The sequence below is a fragment of the Brevibacterium iodinum ATCC 49514 genome (genome assembly GCF_900169265.1).
Lineage (GTDB): Bacteria > Actinomycetota > Actinomycetes > Actinomycetales > Brevibacteriaceae > Brevibacterium > Brevibacterium iodinum.
The window spans coordinates 22,514-38,635 of sequence record NZ_FXYX01000004.1; the positions used below are offsets into that span (position 1 = coordinate 22,514).

20 protein-coding genes and 1 pseudogene are annotated in these 16,122 nt (G+C 62.7%); 15 read left to right on the forward strand and 6 right to left on the reverse strand.

What is annotated here, in order from left to right; all coding sequences use genetic code 11:
• Window positions 1–140: 140 nt before the first annotated feature.
• Genes BI49514_RS04760 through BI49514_RS04775 form a run of 4 tightly spaced genes read left to right on the forward strand, consistent with a single transcriptional unit; the run spans window position 141 to window position 3,050 of the window.
• On the forward strand, window positions 141–389 hold the full coding sequence (locus BI49514_RS04760) for an AbrB/MazE/SpoVT family DNA-binding domain-containing protein (protein WP_070545069.1): 249 nt from the start codon (window positions 141–143) through the stop codon (window positions 387–389).
• On the forward strand, window positions 386–1,315 hold the full coding sequence (locus BI49514_RS04765) for an ABC transporter ATP-binding protein (RefSeq protein ID WP_101544733.1): 930 nt from the start codon (window positions 386–388) through the stop codon (window positions 1,313–1,315). Before BI49514_RS04760 ends, BI49514_RS04765 begins: the two co-directional genes overlap by 4 nt.
• Complete coding sequence (locus BI49514_RS04770) at window positions 1,312–2,064, forward strand: ABC transporter permease (protein WP_101544734.1); 753 nt, start codon at window positions 1,312–1,314, stop codon at window positions 2,062–2,064. The genes BI49514_RS04765 and BI49514_RS04770 overlap by 4 nt, the downstream gene beginning before the upstream one ends.
• Window positions 2,061–3,050, forward strand: coding sequence for an IS481 family transposase (locus BI49514_RS04775; protein WP_101544736.1), 990 nt, complete (start codon window positions 2,061–2,063; stop codon window positions 3,048–3,050). Before BI49514_RS04770 ends, BI49514_RS04775 begins: the two co-directional genes overlap by 4 nt.
• A 5-nt stretch (window positions 3,051–3,055) precedes the next feature.
• Here BI49514_RS04775 and BI49514_RS04780 read toward each other — a convergent pair whose 3' ends face one another.
• Together BI49514_RS04780 and BI49514_RS04785 are read right to left on the reverse strand one after the other, a co-directional pair.
• Window positions 3,056–3,868 (reverse strand): restriction endonuclease, encoded by an 813-nt coding sequence (locus tag BI49514_RS04780; protein WP_208634976.1) that lies wholly within the window; start codon window positions 3,866–3,868, stop codon window positions 3,056–3,058.
• Window positions 3,869–3,976: 108 nt separating this feature from the next.
• Window positions 3,977–4,660, reverse strand: coding sequence for a hypothetical protein (locus tag BI49514_RS04785; RefSeq protein WP_145996181.1), 684 nt, complete (start codon window positions 4,658–4,660; stop codon window positions 3,977–3,979).
• A gap of 265 nt (window positions 4,661–4,925) precedes the next feature.
• Here BI49514_RS04785 and BI49514_RS04790 point away from each other — a divergent pair, with 265 nt between their 5' ends.
• The 4 genes and pseudogenes from BI49514_RS04790 to BI49514_RS17260 all read left to right on the forward strand — a co-directional run.
• Window positions 4,926–5,132: a type II toxin-antitoxin system RelE/ParE family toxin gene (locus BI49514_RS04790; protein WP_244195071.1), complete on the forward strand. Its 207-nt coding sequence runs from the start codon at window positions 4,926–4,928 to the stop codon at window positions 5,130–5,132.
• Window positions 5,107–5,427: a HigA family addiction module antitoxin gene (locus BI49514_RS04795; RefSeq protein WP_101544748.1), complete on the forward strand. Its 321-nt coding sequence runs from the start codon at window positions 5,107–5,109 to the stop codon at window positions 5,425–5,427. Before BI49514_RS04790 ends, BI49514_RS04795 begins: the two co-directional genes overlap by 26 nt.
• 17 nt (window positions 5,428–5,444) lie before the next feature.
• A complete protein-coding gene (locus tag BI49514_RS04800) occupies window positions 5,445–5,711 on the forward strand; it encodes an NUDIX hydrolase (RefSeq protein ID WP_208634977.1) in 267 nt (88 codons plus the stop codon).
• A gap of 48 nt (window positions 5,712–5,759) precedes the next feature.
• A pseudogene (locus BI49514_RS17260) lies at window positions 5,760–5,907 on the forward strand (helix-turn-helix transcriptional regulator); the annotation flags it as partial.
• A 296-nt stretch (window positions 5,908–6,203) separates the two neighbouring features.
• On the opposite strand, the gene BI49514_RS04810 reads toward BI49514_RS17260, so the two are convergent.
• Window positions 6,204–7,244 carry a methionine synthase gene (locus tag BI49514_RS04810; protein WP_101544752.1) on the reverse strand — a complete coding sequence of 347 codons (1,041 nt, stop codon included), beginning with the start codon at window positions 7,242–7,244 and terminating at the stop codon, window positions 6,204–6,206.
• Window positions 7,245–7,261: 17 nt separating this feature from the next.
• The gene (locus BI49514_RS04815; RefSeq protein ID WP_101544753.1) at window positions 7,262–8,254 is read right to left on the reverse strand and encodes a putative oxygenase MesX; all 993 of its coding nucleotides are present in this window, start codon (window positions 8,252–8,254) and stop codon (window positions 7,262–7,264) included.
• 123 nt (window positions 8,255–8,377) lie between these two features.
• On the opposite strand from BI49514_RS04815, the gene BI49514_RS04820 reads away from it, so the two are divergent.
• Window positions 8,378–9,325, forward strand: coding sequence for a LysR family transcriptional regulator (locus tag BI49514_RS04820; protein WP_101544755.1), 948 nt, complete (start codon window positions 8,378–8,380; stop codon window positions 9,323–9,325).
• Between the two features lie 646 nt (window positions 9,326–9,971).
• On the opposite strand, the gene BI49514_RS16495 is transcribed toward BI49514_RS04820, so the two are convergent.
• Window positions 9,972–10,202, reverse strand: a complete 231-nt coding sequence (locus BI49514_RS16495) for a hypothetical protein (RefSeq protein ID WP_180954353.1) — start codon at window positions 10,200–10,202, stop codon at window positions 9,972–9,974.
• Window positions 10,203–10,702: 500 nt separating this feature from the next.
• Between BI49514_RS16495 and BI49514_RS04840 the strand changes: the two genes are divergently transcribed.
• The 3 genes from BI49514_RS04840 (at window position 10,703) to BI49514_RS04850 (ending at window position 13,110) form a co-directional block, all read left to right on the forward strand.
• Window positions 10,703–11,932 carry an alpha/beta hydrolase gene (locus BI49514_RS04840; RefSeq protein ID WP_180954354.1) on the forward strand — a complete coding sequence of 410 codons (1,230 nt, stop codon included), beginning with the start codon at window positions 10,703–10,705 and terminating at the stop codon, window positions 11,930–11,932.
• 364 nt (window positions 11,933–12,296) lie between these two features.
• Complete coding sequence (locus BI49514_RS16665; RefSeq protein ID WP_208634978.1) at window positions 12,297–12,506, forward strand: hypothetical protein; 210 nt, start codon at window positions 12,297–12,299, stop codon at window positions 12,504–12,506.
• Window positions 12,507–12,669: 163 nt separating this feature from the next.
• Window positions 12,670–13,110 carry a YtoQ family protein gene (locus BI49514_RS04850; RefSeq protein ID WP_101544760.1) on the forward strand — a complete coding sequence of 147 codons (441 nt, stop codon included), beginning with the start codon at window positions 12,670–12,672 and terminating at the stop codon, window positions 13,108–13,110.
• A gap of 91 nt (window positions 13,111–13,201) precedes the next feature.
• Here BI49514_RS04850 and BI49514_RS04855 read toward each other — a convergent pair whose 3' ends face one another.
• The gene (locus BI49514_RS04855) at window positions 13,202–13,672 is read right to left on the reverse strand and encodes a phage tail protein (protein ID WP_101544761.1); all 471 of its coding nucleotides are present in this window, start codon (window positions 13,670–13,672) and stop codon (window positions 13,202–13,204) included.
• 37 nt (window positions 13,673–13,709) lie between these two features.
• Here BI49514_RS04855 and BI49514_RS04860 point away from each other — a divergent pair, with 37 nt between their 5' ends.
• The 3 genes from BI49514_RS04860 (at window position 13,710) to BI49514_RS04870 (ending at window position 16,122) form a co-directional block, all read left to right on the forward strand.
• A complete protein-coding gene (locus BI49514_RS04860) occupies window positions 13,710–14,207 on the forward strand; it encodes a nucleoside deaminase (RefSeq protein WP_101544763.1) in 498 nt (165 codons plus the stop codon).
• A 99-nt stretch (window positions 14,208–14,306) separates the two neighbouring features.
• Window positions 14,307–15,251: an alpha/beta fold hydrolase gene (locus BI49514_RS04865; protein ID WP_101544765.1), complete on the forward strand. Its 945-nt coding sequence runs from the start codon at window positions 14,307–14,309 to the stop codon at window positions 15,249–15,251.
• 19 nt (window positions 15,252–15,270) lie between these two features.
• Window positions 15,271–16,122: a GNAT family N-acetyltransferase gene (locus BI49514_RS04870; protein WP_101544767.1), complete on the forward strand. Its 852-nt coding sequence runs from the start codon at window positions 15,271–15,273 to the stop codon at window positions 16,120–16,122.

Here is a 16,122-nt window from a genome sequence, read left to right on the forward strand (position 1 = left end):
ACATATATGGCCATCTCGCCGCAGGAGGCCTCACGTTTAGCTAGATGTACTGACCGGACACGTTGATTGACTACATGCCGTGAGGTCACCTCCTGGTTAGTGCCACTTGTTATACTTGTGGCACCAACCAGGAGGTCAGCATGGACATGGATCAAACGCCCCCACCGGGCAAGTACGCCGCGACAGTCAAGGTCGGCCCCAAGGGACAGATCGTCATCCCCAAGGGCGCGCGGGAGCTCTTCGACATCCACCCGGGCGACACCCTGCTCCTCCTCGCTGACGCGAACCAAGGGATCGCTTTGATGCGCCAGGAGACGCTCGATCAGATCGTCATGCAGGCGATGCCTGGCCATCAGACCCCCGTGGACTCAGAGGGTGATGAGGAATGAAGAACGTCGTGAGCTGTGCGGCTGTCAGCCGCAACTTCGGCAGCTTCACTGCCCTCGAAGACGTCTCCTTCGAGGTCCGTGAAGGAGAGGTCTTCGGGGTGGTGGGCCCGAATGGTGCTGGTAAGACGACCCTGTTGAACTGCATGGAAGGACTGGACCGCCCTTCGTCTGGGCGCGTCGAGGTGCTCGGCTTCGACCCCGTGCGGGACCAGCACTCGTTGGCTCAGCAAATTGGGGTCCAGCTGCAAAGCGCGGCCCTGCCACCTCGCCTCACTGTGCAGGACGCCCTCGAGCTCTACTCCGCCTTCTACGAGCGCCCGCGGCCTTGGCGCGAACTGTTGACGGATCTGGGGATCAAGGACAAGGCCAACGCCCGCGTTGACAGGCTCTCGGGTGGGGAGCGTCAACGAGTGTTCGTCGCCCTCGCGTTGATCAACCGCCCCCGGCTCGCTTTCTTGGACGAGCTCACCACCGCTCTCGATCCTCAGTCACGTCGAAACATGTGGGACACCGTCGAGCACGTCCGCGATGGCGGTGCAACGGTCGTTCTCACAACCCACTACATGGAGGAGGCCGAACGGCTATGCGACCGCGTAGCAATCATCGACCACGGCCGGTTGATTGCTTTGGACACAGTGACTTCCCTCATCCAGCAACATGCCGGTGACACCACGGCGAAGCTCATCCTGTCGGCGTCGCCTAGCGCAGAGTTCGACCTCACCGGAGTTCCTGGCGTGACCAGCGCTCGAACAGAGCGACGGGAACTGACCATCCGCGGCGCTGCGGACGGGCTGCAGGGCGTCCTTGCTGCACTGACGGCACACCGCATCACCGTAACGAGCATGAGCACGACGACTCCCGGCCTTGAAGACGTCTTTCTGGCCCTCACCGGTCGACACATCACCACCGAGGAGCAGGCGGCATGAACGCATATCGAGCCCTTCTCAAAGCCCTATGGCGCTCCCAGCGCCGCGACCCTGTAGGCCTGTTCTTCTCTTTCGGTTTCGCGCCGGTTTTGGTGCTGGCCTTGGGTGTGATCTTCGGTAACGATCCGCGACCGGAGTTCGGTGGACGGGGATTCCTCGATGCGACCCTGCCCGCCTTCGCCTCTCTTGTTCTCGCCATGACCGGGGTCCTCCAGGTGCCCGTGGCGATGCTGACCCTTCGTGACACGGGCGCACTCCGACGCCTGAGTCTTACGCCGCTGCGTCGTTCCACCTTCATCGCAGCGAGCCTCACCGTGCACTTCGTCGTAGGTATTGCGGGCATGCTCACCGCTTTGGCGATTGGGATCGGGGTTTTCGGGGTGCCCATGCCTAGCCACGTCCCAGGTGTCCTGGCTGTGTGCCTCATCGGGCTCAGCACCTTCCTCGCAGTGGGTTGCGCGCTTGCTGCGCTCTATCCGTCCGCCACTGCCGCTACGGGCATAGGGAACGTGCTCATGATCCTGCTCATGCTCACATCCGGAGCCTTTACGCCATTGGCGGCGATGCCGTCGGCGATTCAGCAGATCGTTAAGTATTCACCCGTCCGTTGGTTCGTCGAAGCCGCTCAACACGCGTGGGACGGCGACCCACTAGCCGCCATGATCATTCCGGTGTTTCTTCTGTGCGTTGTACTCGCTGTCGCTGCTCTCGTTGGCCGGTGGCGCTTCCAGTGGGAGCCGGTCCGATGACGACGCACGCGAACGCCGCTCTCACACCTCGCCACCGACTCAAGGTCGCCCGCCTCGTCGTCGACGAAGGATGGCCGATCAGCGAGATCGCAGCCCGGTTCCAGGTGTCGTGGCCCACCGTGAAGCGTTGGGTCGACCGCTATGTGTCCGGCGAGTCCATGCAGGACAGGTCCTCGCGCCCGAAGAACTCACCGACCAAGACATCGCTCGCGGTCACGAAGCGCTGTATCAGCCTGCGAATGAGGCTGCGAGAAGGACCGGTTCAGCTCGCCGTGCGCGTCGGTGTCGCTCCATCGACCGTGCACCGCATCCTGCGCTCGGCTCGATTGAACCGACTTGCTTACCTCGACCGCGCCACTGGCGAGCTAGTTCGCCGGTACGAACACCGCTACCCTGGCTCCCTCGTCCATGTAGACGTGAAGAAGTTCGGGAACATCCCCGATGGCGGTGGCTGGCGCTACGTGGGCCGCCGCCAAGGAGAGAAGAACCGTTCCGCCACCCCCGACAAGCCGAAGAACAAGTGGCGCGATCCCAAGCTCGGGTACGCCTTCATCCACACCGTGATCGACGATCACTCACGAGTGGCGTACTCCGAGGCCCACGACGACGAGACCGCCACCACTGCGGTCGCTGTGCTGCACCGTGCGGTCGAGTGGTTCACCGATCGTGGCGTCACTGTCGAACGAGTCTTATCAGACAATGGCGGTGCCTACCGCTCGCACCTGTGGCGCGGCACCTGCGAGGCGCTGTCCATCACCCCGAAGTGGACCCGCCCCTACCGGCCGCAAACCAACGGCAAGGTCGAACGCTTCCATCGCACAATGGCCGACGGATGGGCTTACGCTCGCTGCTACACCAGTGAGCAGGAGCGTCGCGACGCACTCACTGACTGGCTCCACCAGTACAACCACCACCGGCCGCACACGGCCTGCGACTACCAGCCGCCCATCTCCCGATTGACCAACGTCCCCGGTCAGTACAGCTAGATCCGTCAACTGTCGAGGCTGTGCCAATCGTCCCCTAGCACCCAGCGAACAGCGGAGATTCGCCCTGAGAGGTAGCCCCACGCCCAGTCCGATTCCACATCCTTCGCCAGCTCTTCCACGCCGTACTGCTCCTCGACTCGGCGCTTTGCTGCGAGCCTTCCAGACTTGATGTCATCGGGCCAATCGTAGAGATCCGAGTCCTCGTCCGCTGGTTTGCGCCCATACCAGAGTCGATCCATGAGCGTTGACTCGGCCTTTAGAATCTCTGACACCCGTCGCAGCGTGCTCGTCCCTACATCGTGCTTGAAAGCTAGATCTAGGTTCTGCTCAACAAGCCGAAGGAGCTGCGGCTTCTCCCAGATGCGGATCCGGAAGGGCGGGTTGTTTGTGCGCAGGTAGTCCGCAATCCAATCCTTAGCCCCGTTGGTGAGATAGCCAGACGCAATGAAGAGGAGCACTGACGGACGCTCAGCACTGGCCCAGGTGATGGCTCCCTGAAGCGCGTCCGGAGGAACGCCGCGCTTGTAGTGCTTGCAATCGACGAACCAGCGCTCCTCGTACTCGTGCCCGTCAAGGTCCTCCATTGACCGGCGAGCGACGATATCTCGGCCACGGTCGGAAGGCGATGCGGCGAGCGGAGTCCCCTTCCTCCAGTCCACATTGGAGAAGCCACTCTTGGCCATGAGGTCGAAGCAGAACTCTTCGAAGTCCGTGGGCGATAGGCCTCCGAAGTCGAGGGAGCCGAGGGCGAAGCCGTGCTCGGACTCGGCAACGTCCATCGCCTCCTCGTCGAGCGGATGTTCGGGCACCTTCTCCATGCGGCCAGTTTATGAAGCGCCAGGCACGAAGGAAGCCCGGCGTCCACTTGGGCTGCCGGCGTGCTACTAGCAGTCGTCTGCGATTACCCCGGGGGACGTGATGTCGGACTAGCTCCTCACGATTGGCGGTTCGGGACGCCCTGGCTCCCTGATCTCCCAGCCGATCTTCTTGCCCAGGTCACCGAAGCAGCCCTGGACGCCGAGGCGGTGGACGCAAAACCACCAGGCCTCCAGCTCGTCGGCGATGTAGCCCCGCAGCCTGGCCTCGTACTCGTCCAGCGCCTGGTTGTCTCCGTAGGGGATATCGGCGAACTCTGGCTCTGTCGTCCTAACGTGGAACTCGACCCGCCCCCAGTACTCGGACGGTGGATCGTCCGAGCCGGGCTCGTTGGTCGCGAGGACGTCCAAGTGGTGAAAGCGCCCCGACTTCCCGTATCGAGCGAAAGTCGCGAAGAGGAGCGGGAGCGCGGTGCTCTCGCTGATCCGAGTAGCGAGAGTCTCCGCGTACCCGGTGTGAGTGGTCCTTGCCAGGCCGCGTTCGATCGCCGTGTCGAGCAGCTGACTTAACGTCTGGATGTCATGGCCCCAGTCGTCCTTCAGCCTCTTCTTGGAAGGCCATAGACCCGACGCCTCGACCTCGTTGCAGCCGAGCATGACCTTCATGGCCTTCTCCACGCCGATGCTACCCAGAGTGAATACGCCATCGCCGTGCAGGGAGACGACGCGAAGGCTCCGGATCGCCTCCACGGAGTCGCGCAGGAGGTTGCGCACTGACTCGGCCTTTTCAAGCAACGCGAACCCCTGACGCGTGGACAACGCAGGGTGCAGTCCAGGTCGGCGCCCCTGCGACGGGCTCGATGACATTCCCTCGAGCCTCCTCACGCGCCTGTGGTCTCCCTCTTGCCCAGGATAGGCGTGTAATGCCGCATCATGAGCGGCGTACGCTCGCCACCGCGCGAGTCGCCGTGACCAAAGGTTATTCGGCTACGGAACGTGGTGGAGTTCCGCTTCAACGTGTAGTCGCGTCCTGTTCAACCCCTGGCGCGAACGCCGGACCGTGCAGCGAGCGACTCTGCGAAAGCTCGAGCTGATTCATGCCGCGAGGGACGTCGAGGACCTCCGGATCCCGCCCGGGTACCACCTGGAGCGTCTCGTCGGCGATCGTCGCGGCCAGCACAGCATCCGCGTGAACGCGCAGTGGCGTTTCTGCTTCGTCTGGAGAGATGGAGGTGCGGAAGATGTCGAACTCGTCGACTACCACTGAGGGCGACCTGATCGAGCCGATCCACCCTGGAGAGATCCTCATGGAGGACTTCATCGAGGGCTTCGGGATCACGCAGAACAAGCTGGCGGTGTCGATCGGAGTGCCGCCGCGGCGCATCAACGAGATCGTGCACGGCAAACGGGGGATCACCGCTGATACGGCGATCCGTCTGGCGCGCTACTTCGGGACGTCCGAGGAGTTCTGGATGAACCTGCAATCTCACTACGAGCTGCGGATCGAGCGGCGAGGGCTACGCGACCAGGTCGCGACGATCACGCCTCTCGCGGTCGCGTGATCGTGCTGCCGGAGGCATTGCGAGTTGAGGCACAAGCCGACGAGGTCGAGAGGTTTGTCGTCGGGGCCGTGGTGCACCATCGCGGAGCCGTGCTCATCGTCCGGCACAACGATCTCGATGAATTCTTCCCCGGGATCGAGGAGCTGCCCTCCGGTGGGGTCGAGGCGGGTGAGACCTTGGCGGAGGCGCTTGATCGAGAGCTGCTCGAGGAAGTCGGATTCGGGGCGGGTGGCATCGACTGCGACTTCCGCATCGGGTCTGAGCAGTTACGACAAGCGCATTGATCGCGCAGTGGCGGCTCTGCTTCGTCTGGAGAGATGGAACTACAGACAATGTCGAGCTCGTCTACTAACGCTGAGGGCGATCTGATCGAGCCCATCCACTCGGGAGAGATCCTGATGGAGGAACTTCATCGAGGGGTTCGGGATCACGCAGAACAAGCTCGCCATGTCGATCGGAATGCCGCCGCGACGCATCGACTAGCTGCGTCGTGAGCGGCGGACGCTGCGCGACAGGATCTCTGCGATCACACCTCTCGTAATCGCACAGCCGTTCGACTCGTCGTGGAATCCGGTCTGCCGAAGGTTCCGCTTCAACGTCTGAGGCAAGCGTTAATAGGTGGGCGCTCTCCGTTCTGCCCGGCGTCCGCGGCAGAGGCTGGGGCACTGTGGCAACGACAGCTCGAGCTGTCACTGTGCTTCCCGGGCTCAGAACGCCCGAATCATTGCCCAGAGGCCCGACGGCTCGGGACATGTGCGGATGGAGTGCGGCGGCGGTCAGACCCCTGACGAAACCAGCTCCTCGCGGACGATCGCTGTTCCCGCACTCAAGGCGCTCATCTTCGCGAGGGAGACGTCGCGCGCGAAGGGGGCCATGCCGCAGTTCGTGCTCGGAATGAGCTTGTCCGCGTCGGCGAAATTCAGTGCCTTGCGCAAAGTGGCGGCGACCTCCTCCGGTGTCTCGATGGTCTCATTTGCCACGTCGATGGCGCCGAGCATGACCTTCTTGCCGCGGATCAGTTCGATGAGGTCCATCGGGACATGGGAGTTGTGGCATTCGAGCGAGACGATGTCGAGGCTCGAGCGCTGTAGGAGGGGGAAGGATTCCTCGTACTGGCGCCACTCGGACCCGAGGGTCGTTTTCCAGTCGTTGTTCGCCTTGATCCCATAGCCGTAGCAGATATGCACTGCGGTCTCGGCCCGCAGACCTTCCGCGGCTCGTTCGAGCGCGGCGACTCCCCAGTCTTTCATCTCCTCGAAGAAGACATTGAATGCGGGCTCGTCGAACTGGATGATATCCACTCCCGCCGCCTCCAGGTCCTTTGCCTCCTGATTGAGGACCGTGGCGAATTCCCAGGCCAGCTTCTCGCGGCTCTTGTAGTGGTCGTCATAAAGTGTGTCGATCATCGTCATCGGACCCGGCAGCGCCCACTTGATCGGCTGATCGGTCTGCTGGCGGAGGAACTTCGCATCGTCGACGAAGACCGGTTTCTCACGGCTCACGGCGCTGACGACTGTGGGTACGCTTGCGTCGTAGCGATCGCGGATCCGAACCGTCTTGCGCTTCTCGAAATCGACTCCGCTGAGATGCTCGATGAACGTCGTCACGAAGTGTTGGCGGGTCTGCTCTCCGTCGCTGACGATGTCGATGCCGCGGTTGGACTGCTCATGAGTTGAGATGCGCAGGGCATCGCGCTTGCCCTCGACCAAGGCATCGCCCTGCAGGCTCCAGGGGGACCAGAGGGTTTCGGGCTGCGCGAGCCAGGACGGCTTCGGCAGACTGCCGACGATTGAGGTGGGCAACAGCGGCTGCGTCATCGTTTCTTCTCCTGCGGTCATGCGACTGGGACGGGTCGGTCGGAAGCCCACTGCTCGAGCATCTCTCGGTGCGGGTTGACGAAGAACTTCTCCGTGAACTTTCCCTGTCTGATTCCGAGCTGGTTGCGTTCGACGCGATCATATGTGACGGGCATCTCCGAGAAGTCGTGGCGGTCCAGCGTCGGCCAGTAGATCTCTCCGGCGGCGGTATTCGCGTTGTAGATCTCGGGCCGATAGATCTTCTGGAAAGTCTCCATCGTGCTGATCGTGCCGATGAGCGCCAGATCGGAATAGTCGCCGAGGAGGTCGCCGCGATGATAGAAGGCCAGCGGTGCGACGCTGCCCGGCGGCATGAAATACCTCACCTGGAGTCCCATCTTCGCGAAGTAGTCATCGGTCAGTGAATAATCGTCCTGCTGGTATTCGAACCCGAGAATCGGGTGGTGATGCTCGGTCCGACGATACGACTTGCTTGTGGACACGCTGATGCAGATCACGGGTGCCGTCTGGAACCGTTCCCGATAGGCGGCAGAATCGAGGAAGTGTTGGAATAGTTTGCCATGCAGATCACCGAAGTCATCGGGGACCGTGAACTCGGTTGCGGCCTCATTGGCAGCCGGCAGCCGCACGCTGAAATCGAAATCGCGGACGAAGGACGAGAAATTGTTCCCCACGATCCCGGGGTGACGTTTTCCGGTCTGTCTGTCGATGATCTGGATATCCAGGACTTCGAGCAGGGGGAACTCCTGTTCCCGGCCGCCAGTGGTGAAGTGAAGTCCTCCGGAGACGATGTCGAGTTCGAGGACATAGCGATCCCGGTCGGGATTGTCCCAGGACGCGAGTTCGTTGAAGCGGCGATGGATGATGCTCAGAGCAGTGCGGAGGTTCTGCCGACGGTCCTCGCCCCTGGCGAGGTTGGCGAAGTTCGTCGTCGCTCGGGTGCTCTCCGATGGCGAGTAGTCCTCGTCGAATCGAGTCGTGGTGATGCTGAATGAGAACTCAGGTGTCATGGACGTCCAATTCGGTGGGTGTTCGGCCGGTTGCGGTCGTTTGCATATCTGTGATCCATCCTGCCCGTCCCCGGCGGTCATCGGGTAACTCGGGGGAACTATGGATTCCTATAGCCTTAGACTATGTCTCGAGGTCTGAAGAACATCACGCTGCTGCAACTCCAGTACTTCATCGAGGTCGCCTCGGAGGGGTCGTTCACCGCCGCAGCCGATCTCCTCTATGTCTCCCAGCCGACCATGTCTGCCGCGATGAAGGACCTGGAGACCCGTGTGGATCGCGCTCTGCTCATCCGATCCGCCCGCGGGGTGACTTTGACTGACGACGGTGTGGAGTTCCTCGGCTATGCCCGGCAGGTCGTCGAACAGGTGGAACTGCTCGAACAGCACTACTTAGGGCGCCCACCGTCACGGCGTCTGCTCGGAGTCTCGGCGCAGCACTACTCGTTCGTCGTCGATGCTTTCGTTCGGATGGTCAAGGCCAGCGATGCTGCCGAGTACGAGTTCTCACTGCGAGAGACGCGTACCTGGGACATCATCGAAGACGTTCGCACGCTCCGCAGTGAGCTCGGCATCCTCTACCGCAACGATTTCAACAGGAAGGTCATCGACAAACTGCTGCGAGACTCCGGGCTTGCGTTCCACCCGCTTTTCCTCGCCTCTCCGCACATCTTCATCTCTCGTACGAACCCGCTTGCCTCCCGCCGCCGCGTCACCCTTGACGATCTCGCCGCCCTGCCGCGGCTCACTTTCGACCAGGGGGCGAACAACTCGTTCTCCTTCGCCGAGGAGATTCTCTCCACCCTGTCGAGCAAGCAGGAGATCCGGGTTTCTGACCGTGCGACCATCTTCAACCTGATGATCGGACTCGACGGCTACACCATCTCGACGGGCATCATCAGCGACGATCTCGATCCGGCCATTGTCGCGATTCCACTCGAGGTCGAGGAACGCATCGAGATCGGCTGGATCGGTCATTCCGGGATCCCGCTGACCGAACAGGCGCAGCGCTACCTCGACGAAGTGCGGGCCGTCGTCGGCGGTTTCGGCATTGCGCTGCTCGACCGGCCTTGACCGAGGGCAGCGCCGAGGCGGTTCCCTCGACCCACGAGATCGTCAGTTCGTCAGCGCTCCCTCGGCAAAGGCCGCCGACGCCGCTGTGCGGCAGACGCTCTGCTGTGGCATGTTTGAGGAGCACCGGAGTCGGGCTAGTCGATCCGCGGTGGAAGATCAACTGATGACGCCTCGCACGATCGATGTCGTCGCCCGTCAGGATCCCGCGTCAGCTGATCTGACCGAGTTCCGGCCGATGTTCAACCGAGAGAACTCGATGGTTCCGGCGAGTGGGTTTTCGAATAGCCGTACGGCTAGTCTTCGCTTGGTCTCCACGTCAAGGCGCGGATCGAACAGTGCGTGCGGGATCGGTGGCGGGTATGGCAGCTGGTGAGTGGTGGCAGGCCGACGACTCGCCGCGCCCCTCGCTTGAAGACCACCTCGGTGCAGGGGCCGTGCTCTCTGGGGTTGCAGATCGCGGCATCCGCGAGGCGATGAGTCCTGTAGCCTCAGCTGCCGCCGACCTAGTCGAGGCAGCGAGGCCACGTCTGACTCCGGCCCTGGCCGAATGCGTCAGGGCTCGAGAGCTGGAAGCGATGGGATTTCACTCCGACGTTGAAGCGGCACCCTCGTCGGACGTCTCATGGGTGAAACTCAGATTCGACGTCTAGTGGACGGTGACCGTGTCGGCGTCGGCCACCCATTTTTCGTCGTCCACGACCACGCGCTCGATTCGGCGTCCGCCGATTTCGGACGCGGAAGCGGCGAAGTCCGCGAGGGTGACCGGCTCGGGCAGCGTCAGGTCGATCGGGCCCTCAAATGGTTCGACCGTCTTCTGAAGCGGATTCCGCCTTGGCAGATCGGCGTCAGTGTCCGCGATCCCTCGCGTGCGACCCATTTGGCCGATCAAGGAGTCCGCGTCCGGCAGGGGTTCTCCTCCAGGAGTATCGCGGCTCCGAGCAGTTGCTGGCCCTGTGCCAAACCGGAACGGAATTCCACGACAGCCTTGTCGCTCAGGGGCACGACGCCGGCGTATTGGTCCCCGACTTCACAGCAGAAGACTTCCAATCACTTGCCCGCGACAATGCTCTCGTCCTCAAACACGGGGGCCGACCGCCTCGAGCCGACAATGACCGCCGAACAGCATTCCAGCTCGGTGGGATCTGCCGATCGTCCAGCGTGCCCGACTAGCCTCGCGACATCGATGAGGCTGACTCAGTGCAGGGATTCTCTGCTGACCTCGGCTGCCCTCCCACGGCCGTGGGCGCAGGCCGATTCATCTGGGTTGTGAGAATCGGACTGCGTTAAAGTGGCCCCTGGCGTCAGGAGGTGACCGCCACGATGAGATCTGCTGCAGCGGGAATCTCAACCCGACAGGTCGGAAAGCGAGGACCGAAGGTGACAGTCAGCAAGCGTTCGTCACAGCCCGCGGTGCCCCAACGCGCGGCCAATACAGTTCGGGCAACGGGCGTCCTCCTCGCGCTCGTGTTCGGTGCGATCGCTGTCGTCAACGGCCTGGCATCGCTCATTCCCGGGCTTGGCCCGGTCAGTTCCGCTGCGGCCCGGTTTGCGCCGACGATTGCGCCGATGGCAACTGTGGTCGGAGCGATTGTGCTTGGGTTCGGAATCGTCTGGCTGCGCCGAGGCCGTCGATGGACCGGAGCTGCAATGACAGGATTCGGAGTGGTGAGCACGATCGCGAATCTGGCGGTCGTCATTGTGCTCCTCGTCGCCATCACCTCGGCCGGTGGTTCGGTGAACTTGTTCACTGCGACGTTCGGGCTCTCGGCGATCGACTCGGCATCGCCTGATCGCAAGGAAGTGTACGACAAATCCAGCTCAGGCGATGACCTCTCCGTATCGATCTACGAACCTGAGAGAGCGAAGGGTTCAGCCCCGACGATCATGTACGTCCACGGAGGCGGTTGGATCGCAGGCGACCCGAACGCAGCGAGTTCAGAACTCCGTGAACTCGCTGATCACGGCTACCTGGTCGTATCGGTCGAATACGAACTCGCCACCCTGGATAACGCAACCTGGCAGAGCGCACCGTCGCAGGTGGCCTGTGCGGCAAGCTGGATTCAGACCCACGCAGACACGATCGGTGCAGATACCGATCGCCTTGCGTTCTGGGGCGAGAGTTCGGGCAGCAACATGGTCGCCAATACCGCCGGTGCCGCAGCGCAAGGTGACGCCGAATCGTCCTGCGGTGGGAAGGTTCCGGTTCCGGCGGCGGTCATTGCCGACTACCCCGCATTCGACGTGACAGGTCTCTACGAGAACGCCCCCACCGGGCCAGGTGCGGGATCCGGCACGCGCCTATTCGCGACCAGCTACACGGGTGGCACACCAAAGGAATATCCGGACCGCTACTCAGTGGCCGATTCCGTCACGCATCTGAAAGCACCCGCGCCGCCGATGCTTATGATGACAGCGATGCGCGATGACGTGATCACCCCAACCGACCAGCTTTCATGGGCCGAATCGGCCCGAAGCCGCGGAGTCGACGTCAAGACCGTAAAAGTTCCCCTCGCCAATCATGCGTACACGCAGAAGGCGAAGAACTCAATCGGCAGCCAGGGACACCTGAGCATCGCGGAGGCCTACTTATCCGAGCAACTTCGCTAGCCACACGTCTGTTGTGGATCTCGGCTGTCCTGGTGGGGAGGCGTGGATGCAAGTATCGTGGAAACCGGCAGCACGTACGGTTGCCAGCACTTCCAGGTACCTAAGCCTGAATCATTGCGGAGAGCTCCGGTCTGCCCGGAACATGTCCAGATGGGGTGCGGCGCATTCTTGCGCCGTCTTCAACCGCCGGTGCGACACACCGGCTGACGTAAGGACATGATATGACGACCAAAGATAAGAAGAACCTGTCCCAGGTGACCGACAAAATCACGAAGATGGACGAACCGGAACGATCGCTCATGCAGCGAGCGCACGAGATCATCGTGACCGTCGCCCCAGTCTCAAGCCGCGGATCTGGTACGGCATGCCGGCCTATGCTCTGTTCGCGAGCACTCCTGCACTGGTGACACTGCGCAATGACGAGCGGGTCAACCTGGCCCTCACGGAAAAGGTCGAACTCACCCCAGCCGGTGGTTCCGACGGATCGCTGATGCCCGCCGCATGGTACTTCGAGACTATTGACGAGGTCGCCGAGAAGCGCATCGCCGAGATCGTCAGGACGGCAACCTCCTGACGGTGACGATCGCCGGGGCTGAGCCCGCAGCCGTCACTTCGTGCGAAGTCTGTGTCCGGGGCTCGGCCGCGCGGTCAGCGCTGAGCGTCTGAGTTCCGATTGGCTATGGTGGTGCTTGAAGGGAAAGCAGTCCCATCTGCCGTAAGTTTGAGGAGTGATCGACATGAGTTTCTCTGTCTACCTGTCCGGTGAGATCCACACCGAGTGGCGCGATGAGATCAAGCGCGGCGCCGAGGCGGCCGGCCTGGATATCGATTTCACCGCCCCGGTGACGGACCATCCCGCCAGCGATGCCGCCGGTGACCACCTCGGCGAGAACGACAGCTCCTTCTGGCGCGACCACCAGTCGTCAAAGGTCAATGCCATCCGCACCCGCACCCTGATCGCAAAGGCCGATATGGTCGTCGTGCGCTTCGGCGACAAGTACAAGCAGTGGAACGCCGCCTTCGACGCCGGCTACTGCGCAGCACTCGGCACACCCTATGTGACCCTCCACGATGCCGACATCATTCATCCGCTCAAAGAGGTCGACGCTGAAGCCCAAGCCTGGTGCCAGACGACCGATCAGGTGGTCGAAACCCTGAAGTACCTCCTCAGAGACTGAACCTGAAAAGGACTGAACCCGATGAGCTGAGGCCGCGAACGACCACCTGCCAAAGGGTCGCTCGCGGCTTCAGCTATTGCGTGGCGTGATGCTACGGGAGGGGGTCTCCCTTGATCTTGAAGAAAGATCCCCGGATCTCCCCGGCCAGTTTCGACTTCGGACGGGCGAACTTGAACGCCGACAGTTCGGGCGGCACGTCCATGCCCTCCGAGAGTTTGAAACCGACGGCGCGCTTGCCATCGTCGGCCAGGGTCCACAGTACGTTGATCGCCAGACCGGACTGATATAAGACGTGCACCCAGTAGATGCCGTCGATATCGTTGATGCTGATTTCGAGCGCGGGCGAGGTCGGAACGATCTCGCGTTCGGACACGAGGATCTCCTCGACCCAGTCCAGAACGTCCTGTGCTTCAGCAGCCGGGGCCACGGTGAACGTGTGCTTGTACTTATCGGAGAAGTACCGTGCCTCGTTGGCACGTAGGCCCGCCAGCGCCTCGGCGACGGGGGAGGACTCGAGACCTTCGGTGGAGACCTCGGTGAATGACACGGCTTCGAACGGCATGGATCAAGGATATGCCCGCTGTGATTGGATGAGGAGCATGGAACCTCAAACTGATCTCAATGATGATGACCGCAGATTCCTCACCCGGTGCGTCGACCTGGCTCGCGAAGCCCTTGATGCCGGAGACGAACCATTCGGGTCCGTGCTCGTCGACGCCGACGGTCGTGAACTCTTCGCCGACCGCAACCGGGTGGCCGGCGGCGACCACACCCGTCACCCCGAATTCGAAATCGCTCGCTGGGCAGCCGACCATCTCACACCCCAGCAGCGAGCCGAAACCGTCGTCTTCACCTCCGGCGAACACTGCCCGATGTGCTCAGCGGCGCACGCGTGGGTGGGCCTCGGCCGCATCGTCTACGCCAGCAGCAGCCAGCAGCTGAGCGCCTGGCACAAGGACTGGGGTCTGGCCCCCGGTCCCGTGCTGCCGCTGCCCGTTCAGGACGTCGCCCCGGGAATCGAAGTCGCCGGACCCGATCCGGAATTGAGCACCCAGGTGCGGAATCTGCACGCCCGTCTGCACGGAGTCGATGCCTGAGATCCGCGGTACAGTATCTGCATCATCTGCATCTCAGCGATTGTTCTGCCCGCACCGAAATCACGGGGCCGGCAGCGAAAATGACAAAGGAGTCCGGCCTTGGCCCTGCATGAAATCACGTTCCCCTCGAGCAACGATCGCGACACGATCAACGCGTGGCTCCACACTCCCACGACGGCGCCAAACGGCATCGTGCAGATCATCCACGGCCTCGGCGAACATTCCCGCCGCTACCTCCACCTCATCAGCACCTTGCTCGATGCCGGCTTCGCCGTCGTCGCCAGTGACCACGCAGGGCACGGGCGCACTGCCATGGAGTCGGGCGTCTGGGCCGACGCTGGAGACGAGGCCGCGCGCGTCGTCGTCGACGACGAGCTGACTCTGCAGGCGAAGGCGCGTGAGATCCTGCCCGGACTGCCCTATATCGTCTTCGGCCACAGCTGGGGGTCGATGATCGCCCGGTCCATGGCATCCCGCCCTGAAACCGAACTCACCGGGCTGGCGCTGTGCGGAATCGCCGCGCAGATGATGGGAATCGAACAGACCATTGACCGCGCTGAACTCGCCGAGGCGGCCGCTGGCGACCATCGTGCGGAACCTGCCGCAGACCATCTGGTGGGACAGCTCTTCGACGGGTTCCTCGACCGCTGTGGTCCCGATGCAGGACCCACCGCATGGGTTGCCCTCGACGAAGCGGTCGTCGCCGATCACGGCCGTGACCCGTTCAACAACTTCGGTGCCCCGATGAGTGCGCGATTCCTGCAGGGATTCGTCGACATCTACGACGAAGCCAATGCCGATTCCTGGTATGCGACGATCTCAAACGATCTGCCGGTGCTCATCCTCGCGGGTGACCAGGATCCGGTTGCGAACTACGGCGAAGGCGCTTACCACGTGGCCAACAGGCTGCGCGAGACCGGTCACGCCGACGTGCGCACACGAGTCTTCTCAGGAGTCCGGCACGAAGTCCACAACGAATCGACGACTCGCGCCGAGGCGGAAGCGGAGATTGTTGGTTTCGCAACCCGCGTCGTCGCAGGTTAAAGATCGAGGCTGACCCACCATGATGATTCCGTCTGCCGAGGACCTGTCGAACATCATCGATGCTGTCGCGTCCTGGCAGCGCGAGGGGCTGCCCGTCCAAGTCCATCCAGGCGACCTCGGTTGGTATCAGCGCTTCGGCTCGCAAGCGCTCGCCTCGGGACTGCGGGTGTGGACGCGCGACGGCGAGATCGCAGCCGTCGGATTCCTCGACGAATCCGAACTCATCCGTATGGCGATCTCGCCTGACCATGCCTCGGATGAAACCCTCGCCGAGGCGGTCGTGACGGATCTCGAGACCACGCTGTCCGATCTCCTCCCACCGGGGACAGGAATCGTCGAGGCTCGCTTCGGGGCCGAGTTGCAGCACACCCTCACCCAGGCGCGATGGACACCCGACGAACCCTGGACCGTCCTGCACCGCGCACTGTCAGATTCTGTCCCGCCGACCTCGTTGAGGTTCGAGACTGTCGAAGCGGATGGCATCGCTGACCGGGTCAGCGTCGAATCCGCCGCATTCCCCGGCGCATCACTGACCGCTGAGCGATGGCAGCTGATGGCTGCAGGACACGCCTACCAACAGGCTCGGTGTCTCGTCGGCTATTCCACGGACGGTGCTGCCGTCGGCGCCACCACCGTCTGGTCCGCTGGACACGGTCGCCCCGGCATCATCGAACCTCTCGGAGTTCATGGTGACCACCGCGGCCACGGGTATGGCACGGAAATGGCGCTCGGTGCTGCAAGCGCACTGCGGTCGATGGGAGCGTCGAGTGTCAACGTGGCCACCCCGTCATCGAACACCGCCGCCGTCGCCACCTATCGAGCGGCCGGGATGGACAGCCTCGGCGAGGTCAGGGACTTCAGCCGCCCCTGA

Coding starts and splice junctions, on each gene's coding strand:
- BI49514_RS04760 (WP_070545069.1), top strand. CDS start 141: ATGGACATGGATCAAACGCCCCCACCGGGCAAGTACGCCGCGACAGTC.
- BI49514_RS04765 (WP_101544733.1), top strand. CDS start 386: ATGAAGAACGTCGTGAGCTGTGCGGCTGTCAGCCGCAACTTCGGCAGC.
- BI49514_RS04770 (WP_101544734.1), top strand. CDS start 1,312: ATGAACGCATATCGAGCCCTTCTCAAAGCCCTATGGCGCTCCCAGCGC.
- BI49514_RS04775 (WP_101544736.1), top strand. CDS start 2,061: ATGACGACGCACGCGAACGCCGCTCTCACACCTCGCCACCGACTCAAG.
- BI49514_RS04780 (WP_208634976.1), bottom strand. CDS start 3,868: ATGGAGAAGGTGCCCGAACATCCGCTCGACGAGGAGGCGATGGACGTT.
- BI49514_RS04795 (WP_101544748.1), top strand. CDS start 5,107: ATGTCGAACTCGTCGACTACCACTGAGGGCGACCTGATCGAGCCGATC.
- BI49514_RS04810 (WP_101544752.1), bottom strand. CDS start 7,244: ATGACGCAGCCGCTGTTGCCCACCTCAATCGTCGGCAGTCTGCCGAAG.
- BI49514_RS04815 (WP_101544753.1), bottom strand. CDS start 8,254: ATGACACCTGAGTTCTCATTCAGCATCACCACGACTCGATTCGACGAG.
- BI49514_RS04820 (WP_101544755.1), top strand. CDS start 8,378: ATGTCTCGAGGTCTGAAGAACATCACGCTGCTGCAACTCCAGTACTTC.
- BI49514_RS16495 (WP_180954353.1), bottom strand. CDS start 10,202: ATGGGTCGCACGCGAGGGATCGCGGACACTGACGCCGATCTGCCAAGG.
- BI49514_RS16665 (WP_208634978.1), top strand. CDS start 12,297: ATGCCGGCCTATGCTCTGTTCGCGAGCACTCCTGCACTGGTGACACTG.
- BI49514_RS04850 (WP_101544760.1), top strand. CDS start 12,670: ATGAGTTTCTCTGTCTACCTGTCCGGTGAGATCCACACCGAGTGGCGC.
- BI49514_RS04855 (WP_101544761.1), bottom strand. CDS start 13,672: ATGCCGTTCGAAGCCGTGTCATTCACCGAGGTCTCCACCGAAGGTCTC.
- BI49514_RS04860 (WP_101544763.1), top strand. CDS start 13,710: ATGGAACCTCAAACTGATCTCAATGATGATGACCGCAGATTCCTCACC.
- BI49514_RS04870 (WP_101544767.1), top strand. CDS start 15,271: ATGATGATTCCGTCTGCCGAGGACCTGTCGAACATCATCGATGCTGTC.